This window comes from Allofournierella massiliensis, assembly GCF_964241245.1.
Classification (GTDB): Bacteria; Bacillota; Clostridia; order Oscillospirales; family Ruminococcaceae; genus Allofournierella; species Allofournierella massiliensis.
The window spans coordinates 26,490-39,395 of the sequence record NZ_CAXSWZ010000002.1 but is presented as its reverse complement, the minus strand read 5'-3'; the positions used below and the strand labels follow the sequence as shown (position 1 = coordinate 39,395).

8 protein-coding genes are annotated in these 12,906 nt (G+C 62.3%); 3 read left to right on the top strand and 5 right to left on the bottom strand.

All coding sequences use genetic code 11. The features are described from left to right. The first annotated feature begins 75 nt into the window (after positions 1 to 75). The 3 genes from ACESYO_RS01425 (at position 76) to ACESYO_RS01415 (ending at position 5,959) form a co-directional block, all read left to right on the top strand. The gene (locus ACESYO_RS01425; RefSeq protein WP_276871312.1) at positions 76 to 2,499 is read left to right on the top strand and encodes a glycogen/starch/alpha-glucan phosphorylase; all 2,424 of its coding nucleotides are present in this window, start codon (positions 76 to 78) and stop codon (positions 2,497 to 2,499) included. A 141-nt stretch (positions 2,500 to 2,640) separates the two neighbouring features. Beyond that, entirely contained in the window at positions 2,641 to 4,683 is a 2,043-nt protein-coding gene (locus ACESYO_RS01420) for a glycoside hydrolase family 13 protein (RefSeq protein WP_373209255.1), read from the top strand. A gap of 313 nt (positions 4,684 to 4,996) precedes the next feature. After that, positions 4,997 to 5,959 (top strand): hypothetical protein, encoded by a 963-nt coding sequence (locus ACESYO_RS01415; RefSeq protein ID WP_373209254.1) that lies wholly within the window; start codon positions 4,997 to 4,999, stop codon positions 5,957 to 5,959. Between the two features lie 56 nt (positions 5,960 to 6,015). Here ACESYO_RS01415 and ACESYO_RS01410 read toward each other — a convergent pair whose 3' ends face one another. The 5 genes from ACESYO_RS01410 to ACESYO_RS01390 all read right to left on the bottom strand — a co-directional run bounded on the left by ACESYO_RS01410 (position 6,016) and on the right by ACESYO_RS01390 (position 12,484). Next, on the bottom strand, positions 6,016 to 6,993 hold the full coding sequence (locus tag ACESYO_RS01410) for a DUF3658 domain-containing protein (RefSeq protein ID WP_373209253.1): 978 nt from the start codon (positions 6,991 to 6,993) through the stop codon (positions 6,016 to 6,018). An 80-nt stretch (positions 6,994 to 7,073) separates the two neighbouring features. Further along, positions 7,074 to 8,180, bottom strand: coding sequence for a glycerol dehydrogenase (locus tag ACESYO_RS01405; RefSeq protein ID WP_373209252.1), 1,107 nt, complete (start codon positions 8,178 to 8,180; stop codon positions 7,074 to 7,076). 400 nt (positions 8,181 to 8,580) lie between these two features. Then, entirely contained in the window at positions 8,581 to 9,948 is a 1,368-nt protein-coding gene (locus ACESYO_RS01400) for an alanine/glycine:cation symporter family protein (protein ID WP_373209251.1), read from the bottom strand. 77 nt (positions 9,949 to 10,025) lie between these two features. Further along, entirely contained in the window at positions 10,026 to 11,030 is a 1,005-nt protein-coding gene (locus ACESYO_RS01395; RefSeq protein ID WP_373209250.1) for a CehA/McbA family metallohydrolase, read from the bottom strand. 155 nt (positions 11,031 to 11,185) lie between these two features. After that, on the bottom strand, positions 11,186 to 12,484 hold the full coding sequence (locus tag ACESYO_RS01390) for an MFS transporter (RefSeq protein ID WP_058964138.1): 1,299 nt from the start codon (positions 12,482 to 12,484) through the stop codon (positions 11,186 to 11,188). Positions 12,485 to 12,906 lie beyond the last annotated feature (422 nt).

Sequence of the window (12,906 nt, the reverse complement as noted above, 5' to 3'; positions counted from 1 at the left end):
CCGGAAAGGGGGAGCGCCCCGCGTGCCGGATCATCCCTTTGACCCTTAGTTTTTTGGCAGCGACCTACTTTGAAAATGAGGAGTGGAGAGACGTTGACGAAATACACCAAGAAAGAATTTGACAAGCTGCTCAAGGAGCGGCTGAACAGTGAATATGGCACCACGCTGGACGTGGCCAGCAATCAGCAGATTTACCGTGCGCTGGCCATCATCGCCCGCCGGCTGATGAGCGCCCAGCACAAAAAGTTCCAGAGCCGCGCCTACGGCACCGGCGCAAAGCAGGTGTACTACCTGTGCATGGAGTTTTTGATGGGCCGCAGCCTGAAGACCAGCCTGTTCAACCTGGGCCTGAACGAAGTGGCCGAGGCTGTTCTGGCCGACGCCGGCATCAAGGTGGAGAGCATCTATGAGGAAGAGCCGGATGCAGGCCTGGGCAACGGCGGTCTGGGCCGCCTGGCCGCCTGCTATCTGGACGGCATGGCCACCACCGGCATCGCCGGCACCGGCTATTCCATCCTGTACGAGTACGGCATCTTCAAGCAGAAGATCGTGGACGGCTGGCAGCAGGAAAAGGCCGACAACTGGCTGCCCGGCGGTCAGGTCTGGCTGAAGAGCCACCCCGACCAGAGCATCGAGGTCAAGTTTGACGGCGACATCGAGGAGAGCTGGGAGGGCAGCTACCACCATGTGACCCACCGCCACTACAACAGCGTGATCGCCGTTCCCAGCGACATGTATGTGCAGGGCTACGACGGACAGGGCGTTGCCAAGCTGCGTCTGTGGCAGGCCAAGGCCCCCGATTTCGATATGAACAGCTTCAACGCCGGCGAGTATGGCAGCGCCATCACCAAGAACGCCTCCGCCGAGCTGATCAGCAAGATCCTGTATCCCAACGACAACCACCGGGAGGGCAAGATTCTGCGCCTGCGCCAGCAGTACTTCCTGTCCGCCGCTTCCATCGGCGACATCTGCCAGAATCATCTGTCCCAGTGGGGCAGCCTGGACACCCTGCCCGAGAAGGCGGCCATCCAGCTGAACGACACCCATCCCACCCTGGCCATCCCCGAGCTGATGCGCATCCTGCTGGATGAGTGCGGCTACGACTGGGATAAGGCCTTCGACATCTGCCGCCGCACCTTCGCCTACACCAACCACACCGTGATGAGCGAGGCGCTGGAGAAGTGGAATCTGGACATCTTCCGTTCCACCCTGCCCCGCATCTACTCCATCGTGGAGGAGATGGACCGCCGCTGCCGCGCCGACTTCGAAAAGGCCTTCCCCGGCGACTGGGGCAAGATCAACTACATGGCCATTCTGGGCGACAATCAGGTTCGCATGGCCAACATCTGCTGCTACGTCTGCCACTCCATCAACGGCGTGTCCAAGCTGCACAGCCAGATCATCAAGGACAGCGTGTTCCACGACTACTACCTGTATAAGCCCCAGGCCTTCAAGAATGTGACCAACGGCATCGCCTACCGGCGCTGGCTGCTGGCCTCCAACCCGGGCCTGACGGGGCTGCTGAGCGAGACCATCGGCGAGGGCTTCAAGCACGACGCTTCCCAGCTGGCAAAGCTCAACGCCTACAAGAACGACAAAACCGTTCTCAAGGCTCTGGAGGACGTGAAGAAGGCCAACAAGGCCGAGTTCGCCGCCTATCTGGAAAAGACCACCGGTCAGGTGATCGACCCCAATTCCATCTTCGACTGCCAGGTCAAGCGCATGCACGAGTACAAGCGCCAGCACCTGAACGCGCTGAACATCGCCGCCCAGTACCTGTACCTGAAGGATCATCCCAATGCGGAGTTCGCCCCCAAGACCTACATCTTCGGCGCGAAGGCCGCCCCCGGCTACTACATGGCCAAGCAGATGATCCGCCTGATCTGCAAGCTGGGCGCCCTGATCGACAACGACCCCGCCGTGCGTGAGAAGCTGCGGGTGGTCTATCTGGAGGACTACAACGTGTCCCTGTCCGAACGGCTGATGCCCGCCAGCGAGGTGAGCGAGCAGATCAGTCTGGCAGGCACCGAGGCCTCCGGCACCGGCAACATGAAGTTCATGCTGAACGGCGCCATCACGCTGGGCACCCTGGACGGCGCGAACGTGGAGATCGCCGCCGCTGCCGGCAAGGAGAACGAGATCATCTTCGGTATGCTCACCGAGGAAGTGAACCAGATGAAGGCCACCGGCTACCATCCCACCATGTTCATCAACAGCGACGAGGTGGCCATGGAGGTGCTGAACTTCCTGGAGAAGGGCTGGAACGGCGAGAGCTTCCACGAGGTGGTAAACAACCTGCGCACCAGCGACCCCTATATGGTCATGGCCGACTTCAAGGATTACCGCCGCGCCCAGGCCGACGTGCAGAAGCTGTATGCCGACCGCACCCGCTGGAACCAGATGAGCCTGGCCAACATCGCGAACAGCGGCATCTTCAGCGCCGACCGTTCCGTGCTGGACTACGCCCGCGACATCTGGGGCGCAAACCCTGTGAAATAACCCCTTTCTTTCTGCAATTTAACGCGGCCTGCGGGCCGTCCTTCGCCCCGGGCGTCGGAGATCCGGCCCCGGGGCCTTTTTCCTGTTCGACATCCGCTTTTTCCCGGCCTCTGCCGGCAACTTTGTTCTGGGAGTGTTTGTGTGGATCAGTTATACAACAGCTTCGACCCGGCCTATAAAACCCCCTTCGGCGCGGTGAAAACCGGCCAGGAGGTCACCTTCCGGCTCACCATCCCCTACGATTACGGATTCGTGCGCCCCCATCTGGTGCTCATCCGGGACGGCGGCGAGCCGGTGCACCACGCCATGACCTTCGACGGCTGCGAGGAGGGCGTGAACCGGTTTTCGCTGGCGCTTTCGCTGAGCGGGGCCGGGCTGTATTTTTACTATTTCGATCTGTATTCCGACTTTCGCAAGCTCTTCCGGGGCCCCATGGGCCAGGCGGTGATGGGCTGGACCACCGGCCCCTGGTGGCAGCTCACCGTGTACGAAGCGGATTTTGCCACCCCCGCGCCCATCAAGGGCGGGGTGCTGTATCAGATCTTCCCGGACCGGTTCTATGAGGGCAGAAAGCACAAGCCCATGCCCTTTTCCGACCGCATCTACCGGGAGAACAAGCACGGCGAGCCCTACTTCTGGCCCAACGAAGAGGGCGGCTACCTGAACATGGACTACTTCGGCGGCGACTTTGCGGGCATCATGGAAAAGCTGCCCTACTTAAAGGAGCTGGGGGTCAGCTGGATCTACCTGAACCCCATCTTTGAGGCCCATTCCAACCACCGCTACAACACCGCCGACTACCTGAACCCGGATCCGCTGCTGGGCACAAAGGAGGAATTCCGCCAGCTGTGCGCCGCGGCCCGCCGGCAGGGCATCCGCATCATTCTGGACGGCGTGTTCAGCCACACCGGCTCGGATTCCATCTTCTTCAACCGGGAGGGCCGCTACGGCCCGGGCGGCGCCTACCACGACCCCCAAAGCCCCTACCGGAGCTGGTTCGACTTCAGCCCCAACTACGCCTGCGGCTACCGCAGCTGGTGGGGCTTCGAGAGCCTGCCCGAGGTGCAGGAAAACGACCCGGGCTACCGGGAGTTCATCTGCGGCTCCGGCGGCGTGATCGACACCTGGCTGAGTCTCGGCGCGTCCGGCTTCCGGCTGGACGTGGCCGACGAGCTGCCGGACGATTTCATTGAGGAGATCCGCAAGGCGGTGAAGGCCCACGGGCCGGACTGCTACCTGCTGGGCGAGGTGTGGGAGGACGCCACCACCAAGGAGGCCTACGGCGTGCGCCGCACCTACCTTCTGGGCAAGGGGCTGGACGCGGTGATGAACTACCCCTTCCGCAACGCGGTGCTGGGCTTTCTGAAGGGCCGCAGCGCGGCGGACACCGCCGAGGACATCATGGCCATCTGCGAGCATTACCCGGCCCCGGCGCTGCACTGCCTGATGAACTTCATGAGCACCCACGACACCGAGCGGGCGCTCACTGCCATTGCCGACGAACCCTCGGACGGCAAGGACCGCTACTGGCAGAGCGGCCGCACCCTGCCCCGGGACCGGTACGACCACGGCGTGCGGCTGCTGCGGCTGGCCTACGCCATGATCTTCACCCTGCCCGGCGTGCCCAGCATCTATTACGGCGACGAAATTGCCATGCAGGGCTACCGGGACCCCTTCAACCGGTCCTACTTCAACTGGGAATCCACCGAAAGCCGGGTGCGCCCGGTGCTGCGCCAGCTGGCCCACCTGCGCCGGGAGTGCGACGCCTTCGCGGAGGGCGGGATGCAGATCATTAAGGCGGAGGGCGACGTGCTGCACTACCGCCGCACCGGCCCCACCCAGATGGCGGACATCATCGTGAACCGGTCGCCCCGGCTGATCGCGGCCGAGGCCTTCGGCAAGCATACCGAGGTGAACCCCTACGGCTTCACCATTCTGGTGGAGGACGTTCCCCCGCCCCCGGCCCCCACGCTGGAGGAAAAAACGCTGGAGCAGCCGGGCCACACCCCGCCCGCCCGGCCGGAGGAACCGGCCGTGCAAAAGGCAGAGGAACCGGCCAAAGCTCCGGCCCAGGCAAAGGCGGAATCCAACCCCGAAGCCAAAGCCGAAAAAGCACCCAAAGCGGAAAAAGCCCCCAAACAGCCGGAGCCCGCAACCAAAAAGGCGGAAGCTTCCGATCAATAAGCAAAGCAAATGCCCCGTGCCTTTTCCGGCACGGGGCATTTTTCCTTCTCGTTCTCGCCGTCCCCTCCCCCGCCGCGAAAAGCCCGCCTGAAAGCCGATTTTGACCCTTGGCAAGCCCGGATTTTTTCGCGTTTTGACCCTTGGCAGGCCCGGTTTGACCTGTGCTACCATATAAACTGAGAAGATAAGGCGGAGGATAGCGGGCCCCGCCTTTTTGCAAACCGTCATCCGGTGCGCCCTGTTTTTTAATCAGGTGCGCCGGGGGCGGTTTTTGTTTTCCCGGTTGATTTCCAAGCCAAAAAGGAGGGTCAGAATGTATTATTCCTTCGATGTGAACGCCGCCGCCCGGTACGGGGTGGAGGAGGCAATTCTCTTGGATCACATCCGCTTCTGGTGCGAAAAGAATCAGACAAACCCGGACTGCCAAAAAGAAGGCCGCTGCTGGATGTACGCCAGCGCCGCCCGGCTGGCCGAGCATTTTTCCTTCTGGAGCGTACCCAAAATCCGCCGTCTGTTAAAAAGCCTTGTGCGGCAGGGGGCGCTTTTAGAGGGCCGCTTCGGCCGTTTCGCCTTTGATCGCACCTTGTGGTATGCAATCAGCGAAACCGCTCTTTCCATGTTTCAGAATCGTCACTTGCAAGAAACGAATCCGGAACATTCAAATGCCGAATCCGAAAGAGCTATAAAAGATACCCAAAAAGATTCCCAAGAAGATTCCCAACACACATACACCGCCCGCGGCGGTGCGCGTGCCGCTTCGCCCCTTTTTGAAAAATCCGGGAATGCTGCGCCAAAGGCTGAGCGCAGACCGAACTCCTGTTTCACCGATCCGGCAGCACCTGCACAGCAGGAACCCCCGGCGCAAACCGCCAGCCAACCGGCCCATCTTGCCCCAGCCGCGCAAAATACCCAAGCCCCAAACGGCTTTGAACGGTTCTGGCAGGCCTATCCCCGCAAGGCGGATAAGTGGGCGGCCCTGCTGGCATGGAAGGCGCTGCGGCCGGATGAAACGCTGGTGAACACCATGCTGGCGGCGCTGGCCACACAGTGCGAGAGCGCCCCATGGAAGGAAAACGGCGGGCGGTACATCCCCCACCCGGCCAAGTGGCTGAGCCACCGCCGCTGGGAGGACGCGGCCCCCACGGCACAGGCCCCGGCCAAAAGCTATTCCATGCCCGCATGGGCCCAGCAGACCAGCCGCCCCTTTGACCCGGCCGCCGCCGTGGACATTCTGGCCCGGCACCGCCCCCGCCGGCTCAAGCGGCTGGAAGCCTGACCCGGCAAAAGCACAGCAAAAAAGCGAAGCGCAAACACGCTTCGCTTTTGTTTTGCTCAAAAATCTCCGTCCGCCGTGCACTGGCGCAGCCGGCGGCGGATTCCCGGGCCGTCCTGCACCACCTCCAGCAGGCCCTCGCGGCAGAAGGCCTCGATGCGCAGCGCGATCCAGCTGTCGCCAATGCCCAGCTGGCACCGGCCCAGCACATTGCCCACCAGCGACGCCTCCAGAAATTCCTCCGGCAGCCGGTCCAGCTCCCGCAGAATGAAGCCGTCGTAAAAATTCTCCGGCACGCTTTGCAGCCCGCCGTTCAGGCAGACCCGCAGGGGCGCGTTCTCCCGCTGCAGCTGCTGCCACCGGGCGGCGCAGGCCCGCAGCAGCACCGGCCGGGCGGGCTGGGCCAGCGGCAGATACCGCCCCCACTCCCCGGGGCTGATCTCGCCCCAGCCGGTGTATGCCATCACGGTTTCGTCCTCGCCGTATTCCCACACGGGCAGCTTGATCAGGGTCACCGGGCCGGGCGTTTCCAGCCCGTGCAGCTTTGCCAGCAGCCAGCACAGGCCGCAGGCATCGTCCGGGTTATCGCTGTACCAGATGCGCATCTCCTCGCCCCGGGCGCTGCGCTCCAGCACCGTTTGCAGGTTCGCCTGCAGCTCGTCCAGCGATTCCCGGATGATCTGCTCCTGCTCGGCCGGGCTGCCGCTGAAGCTGGCCGCAAACAGCCGTTCCAGCAAGCGGCGGCGGCCCTGCGGGAACTGGCTCTCGGCAATGTCGCCCATGCTCCAGCCCCCTTCCAGACTGAACACGTTGGCCGGGTCGCCCCCAAGGGGGCGGGCGTTTTCCCATTCCCGCCGCGCCCGCTGCTCCGCGGCCTGCCGGGCGGCCTGCTGCACCTGGGGCGCGGGGGCAGCGCCCTGCCCGCCCTGTGGCGCGGCGTAGATCACGCCCACCGTGCCGGTGTATTCCCCCTGCCCGTAATGCTGGGCCATCTTCAGGCTGCCGCAGGCGCTGCGGCTGAACACCACGTCCATCATATCGCTGTTTCCTCCTGTTTGAAAGGCAACCCCGTACAATTCTCAGGCGGCGCATCGCGCCGAAATTGTGCGGTATTGTCTTAAATCTCCTGTGTCAGCGCCTTCACCGCGCTGATCAGATCCCCGGCACTCACGGCGAAGGGCATGTTGCCCATGTTGCCCGCCGGATCCAGCGCCACCCGGGCCAGCTCGGAAAGCTCGTCGCCGGTAATGTCGGAAAGCGCCAGATCCGCAAGGCTGGTGGGCAGCCCCACCGACTTGCAGAAGGCCCGCACCTGGGAAAGGTCCTGCCTTGCCCGCAAAGGCTGCGCGCCCAGCCGCTGCTCCAGCACCAGCTGCACCTGCACGCCGAAGGCCACCGCCGCGCCGTGGCTTACCCGGCCCGCCCGGCCCAGACTGGCGATGCCGTTGGCCACCGCGTGGGCCGCGGCAAGGCCGCCGCTTTCAAAGCCCACGCCGCTTAAGTAGATGTTGGTCTCCACAATGGTTTCCAATTCCTCGCCGGGGCATTTGCGCTGCACCTGCTCCATGGCCTTTGCGCCGCAGCGAAGCAGGTTGTTCCAGCAGCCCTGGGCAAGGCAGAGCGCCGCAGCGCCGGGGGCGGTGCCGAAGCTGTTTTTGCCCCCCGCCTCGGCGCAGGCCCGGGCCTCGAACCAGGTGGACAGCGCATCCCCCATGCCCGCCGCCAGCAGCCGGGGCGGGGCGGCGGCGATGTGGGTGGTGTCCGCCAGAACCAGATCCGGGTTTTTGTCCAGATACAGATACCGGTCAAACAGGCCGTCCGGGGTGTAGAGCACCGCCAGCGCGCTGCAGGGCGCGTCGGTGGAGGCCACGGTGGGCAGCATCACCATGGGCGCGCCCGCAAAGGCCGCCACGGCCTTGGCCACGTCCAGATGCTTGCCGCCGCCTGCGCCCGCCACCACCTGGCAGCCGCTGGCTTCAAAGCGGCGCACCAGCTCGGTGATCTCCTTTTCGCAGCAGGCCCCCTCAAAGGGAACAAATTCCACCCCGCCCGCGCCGGGCAGGCCCTCCTCCACATCCTGCCGGATGCGCTCGATGCCCGCTTCGTCGCTGATGAGGAAGATGCCCTGCCCCAGCCGCCGGGTATAGCGGCCCAGCCGGCGCAGCGCCCCCGGCCCCTGCACATACCGGCTGGGTGCGCCGGTGCGTTTGTCCTGATCGGTCATACAGATTCCCTCCCGTTGATCGGCAGTTCTGCCGTTTTGCTTCTACTAACAGAAGTATCACAAACCGGTGCACTTTGCAAGAGTAAAGTTCTCGTTCCAGAGGGAATCCCCCTTTTGAACACGCAAAAAGCGGCTCCAGGCAAACGCCCGAAGCCGCTTTTTGCAGATGATTTGCGGCAGCCGGCCAAGGAGTGTGGGGACCGGCTGCCCGAGAGAAAAGGATGAAAGAGGGATATCGCGGCAACCCCGCACAATTCACAGCGGAAGCCTCCGGCGGCATATCGCGCCGCAATTTGTGCGGTTTTGCCTTACAAATAGGCTGTAGTTGGTTTGGTTATATTACAATCAGGATATTTTAAACAAAATATTCCCAATTGAAATCAAAGTAAACGGGTCAGGCTCAGCGCCGGGCGCCCTCGTAGAGCTCCGGGTCGCTGAAGAATTCCCTGGTGGCCTTGCGCACCTTGGGGAACAGCACGATCATGGCGATCAGGTTGGGGATGGTCAGCAGCGCCAGGGCGATGTCCTGGATGGTCCAGACCATTTCCACCTTCAAAAGCGCACCGATGATGCAGAAGGCCGGGAAAACGTACTTGAACTTGTCGGCAACCTTTGCGCCGAACACATAGTTCAGGCCCACGAAGCCGAAGTACCACTGGCTCATCAGGGTAGTGGTGCTGAACAGCAAAAGGCAGATGGAAACCACATAGCTCAGCGGCTCCCACACGGTGGCAAAGGCGTTGATGGCCAGCACGTTGTCCGGCACGCCGCTGCCGATGACGCCGGTCACGCCCAGCACCAGACCGGTGATGGTGCAGATGACGAAGGTGTCCAGAAATACCTCGGTGACGCCGGTCATGCCCTGCTGCACCGGGTGCTTCACGTTGGCGGAGGAGTGGATGACGGGGGCAGAGCCCTCGCCGGCCTCATTGGAATAGAGACCGCGGGCCACGCCCTTCTGCATGGCGATGATCATGCTGCCCATCGCGCCGCCCGCCATGGCCCGCAGGCCGAAGGCGCTCTGGAAGATTTCGACGAAGACGCCGGGCACCTTGGGGGCGTTGATCAGAATGATGACCAGGCCGCCCACCACATACAGCAGCGCCATGGTGGGAACCAGCTTCTGGGCCACATGGGCCAGGCGATGCAAGCCGCCCAGGGTCACAATGAAGATCAGGGCCACCAGCACGATGCCGGTAACGAGGGGTGCAACGCCAAAGCTCTGGTTCATCACGCCGCTGATGGTGTTGGACTGGATGAAGTTGCCGCCGATGATCTGGGTGACCATGAACAGCGCGCACAGCACCGCCAGCCAGGGGGCGTGCAGGCCCTTTTTGATGTAATACATGGGGCCGCCCACCCACTGGCCCTGCTCGTTGCGTTCGCGATAAAGCAGGCCCAGCACGATCTCGCTGTATTTGGTGGCCATGCCCACGAAGGCGGCCACCCACATCCAGAAGATGGCGCCAAGGCCTCCGGCCACCACCGCGGTGGATACGCCCACGATGTTGCCGCTGCCCACGCAGGAGGCCACGGCGGTGCAAAGCGCCTGGAAGGAGGTGATGCCGCCGGCATCCTCCTCGCCGTTCTTTTTGCCCCGGATGGGCTCCCACAGGGTTTTCTTGATGATATAGCCGAAGTGGCGCACCTGCACCGCCCCGGTCACGATGGTATAAAGCACGCCCACGCCCAGCAAAACGAACATGAGCCAGTCACCCCAGAGTTTGCCGTCGATGAATTCCAGGGTGGATTGCAGTTGATCCAACATGGGTCTTTCCTCCTATGATTCATACGCCACAGGGCCCCGGCAGGTGCCGCAAAAGATCGGGGTCACGCGGGGGATACTCAGTCCCACTCCAGATAGATGGGGTTGGTCCAGGCGGCCCGGCCGAACCGGTCCACCACCTCCACGCGCACGTAGCTTTCGTGCCCCTTCAGGGTGTGCTCGGCGTGGGTCAGGGTGTCCTTGCGCAGCTCGCCGATGACGGTGCCGCCGTCGTTCACGATGTTGCCCGCCACAAAGTTCACCCGCTCCACCCTGGAGCAGTCGATCCAGACCCTGCCGTCCTTTACGCCCCAGTCGTAGATTTCGGGGCCGGCGGAGGAGTAATAGTTGCCCTTCATGAAGTTCTCCACAATGGCGTCGTGGGTCAGGCTCTCGGCCTGCACGCAGATCCAGCCGCCGCAGGCGTCGTCAAACAGGCCCTCGTTGTGGTTGTCGTCGCTGGCAAAGCCGTTGATCCGCTTGCCCGCGCGCAGCATCCGGTCCCAGTGAACCAGACCGCTGCCCACCGCCGCCTCGTTGGTGGAGTTGTAGTTGAAGATTTCCAGCGCGGTTACGCCGGTGGTATCCATGAATTCCTCGTCCAGCACGCGGCTCCACACCGGGTGATTGTAGGTGACCACACAGCCGTGGGCGCGCAGCATGTCGCTCAGCTGCTGGGCGGCCTTCGCGCCCTCCCACTGGCCGAAGAACTTGATGGGCGGCAGATACTGCAGATGGCCGAAGGTGCCCTCGGGGGCATTCTGCTGCATCTCGGTGGTGCCCAGAATGCCGTGCATGTGGTGCAGCTTGTAACGCTCATTGGTGCCAATGGCCCGGTAGAGCACCGCGGTGGCCTCCACGCCGGGCAGCACGATGAAGTTTTCGGTGTTGAACTGGGCCCGGTGGTCGGTGAAGATGTTGTGCTCGGACATGCACAGGAAATGGTATCCGTGCTCCTTATACTGGGCCACGTTCTGCTCGGGGGTCAGCATGCCGTCGGAAATGGTGGTGTGGCTGTGCAGGTTGCCCTTGTAGAAGGACCCGCAGCCGGTAAAGCCGTGGTACTCACGCATGGTTTTGGTCACTCCTTGTCGTTTGTTTGGGCCGCCCGGGTGCGCGGGTCTTGCCTCTTGGTTCCAGAATAGCATACAAATCCGTGGATTTCCACCACGGATTTGTATGCTGTGCGAATTTTTTTATGGATTTGCACGAAGAACAAGGGGTTCCGCGTGCATTTTGCTTACTTGCCGGCCTGCTGATGCTTCTTGATGCGGCCGATCAGGAAGGTGGAAACGAACACGCCGATCACGGCCCAGCCGATCATCACGCCGAACACGATGCGGTAGCCGGTCATGCCGGGGAAGCGATCCAGGAAGTTGCCGTACATCAGGTAGGCGAAGGAGTTGGGCAGGTAGATGACCAGAGAAGCCAGGCTCATGGCAGCGCCGGTGATCTCGGCGGGAACCTTTACCTCGTCCATGGGGGCGAAGAACACGGCACGCATGGTGAACACGATGGCGCCGAAGCCCAGGGTGCAGGCAGCACCGATGATCCAGTTGCCGGAAGCGCCCAGCGCCTCGTGGGGGATCATCAGGAACAGAGCCATGGCCACGATGCAGACGATGAAGCCCATGCGGATGTGCTTGGCGCTGGACTTGTGCACCTTATCGGACATGAAGCCGCCGATGGGGCCGCCCACCATTTTCAGGCCGTACTGGTTGATGATGCCGTAAGCGCCAACCGCGGTGGCGGGCAGCAGGTAGATGTTGTTCAGGAAGGGGATGAAGTAGGTCAGGCCGCAGTAGATGCAGTAGACCACGAAGCCGTTCAGAGCAACGGCCCAGATGTCCACGCTCTTGAGCGCCTGCACCATGCCGCCGAAGGCAGCGGTGGCCTTGTTCAGCTCCTTGCCGTCGGCGCCCACGCGCTTTTCATCGTTGGGCACGAAGATCAGGCACAGAACGCCCGCCGCGATGGTGGCGCAGGACAAAAAGATCAGGCCGGCGCGCAGGGCGGCAGCGCCCTCGCCCATGGCTCCGAAGATGGCCAGCGCGGTGCCGGCGATGATCACGTCCACAACGCCGCGGCCCATTTCCAGAAAGCCGAACATACGGCCCTGGGTCTTTTCGTCGCCCAAAAGGCGGATGGCCTTGAGCAGAACCGGCCAGTAGGTGACCTCAGCCAGAATGGCGATCACGCCGAAGGCTGCCAGAAAGCCCCAGTAGGGCGGGAAGGTGGCCAGATAGAAGCCCACCAGACCGATGCCGATCAGGCTGCCGCCGATCATGTACTTCTTGCTGAACATGTCGCAGATGTAGATGCCCGCGATCAGGCCGATGGTCTGCACGATGCCGTAGGCGCTCATGGCGCCGCCGATCTGGGTGTTGGTCAGACCCATGAACTCCTGCATGGGAACGTAGAACATATCCTTCATGCTGCCCAGCTTGAAGGCGATGCCGCCGGACAACGTGAGGATGCAGAAGGTGAACCAGCGGTTGGGAACCGCCTTGACCATTGCGGCCTTTGTCTTGTTGCTCACTTGAATTCCTCCTCAAAAAGCACTCTCTTTTTCTCACTCGCGCAGCGTCTGCTCCGCGCCGCGTTTTTCCGTTTCTTGGTGCGGGGCGCTCTTTCCGCCTGCCCCGCCTTGGGAACAATCACAGTATACTTGCGGTTTTCTTGGATTTCAAGCCCTTTTCCCTATTTTTTCGCAATTAAACAAAGACCTTTTCCATTTTTTGTTGAATCTGCCTGTTTAATTTTTGGGGTTTGGCCGGTATACTAATTGTAAAGCCAAGCATTTCACAACCCCTTCCCAACTCCGCTCCCCGGCCGAACCGGCATGCAGGGGCGGCGAAATTGGGATTTTTCTGTGAAACGGTGTTCAAACCCCTTGCGGTTTGTTATAATTTGAAAAGGAGAACGGGCGGTTTGCCCCGGAAATGCAAACGAAAGGCGGAA

Excerpts from the sequence above, each read along its gene's own strand:
- ACESYO_RS01425 (WP_276871312.1), top strand. The coding sequence starts at position 76 with ATGAGGAGTGGAGAGACGTTGACGAAATACACCAAGAAAGAATTTGAC.
- ACESYO_RS01415 (WP_373209254.1), top strand. The coding sequence starts at position 4,997 with ATGTATTATTCCTTCGATGTGAACGCCGCCGCCCGGTACGGGGTGGAG.
- ACESYO_RS01410 (WP_373209253.1), bottom strand. The coding sequence starts at position 6,993 with ATGATGGACGTGGTGTTCAGCCGCAGCGCCTGCGGCAGCCTGAAGATG.
- ACESYO_RS01405 (WP_373209252.1), bottom strand. The coding sequence starts at position 8,180 with ATGACCGATCAGGACAAACGCACCGGCGCACCCAGCCGGTATGTGCAG.
- ACESYO_RS01400 (WP_373209251.1), bottom strand. The coding sequence starts at position 9,948 with ATGTTGGATCAACTGCAATCCACCCTGGAATTCATCGACGGCAAACTC.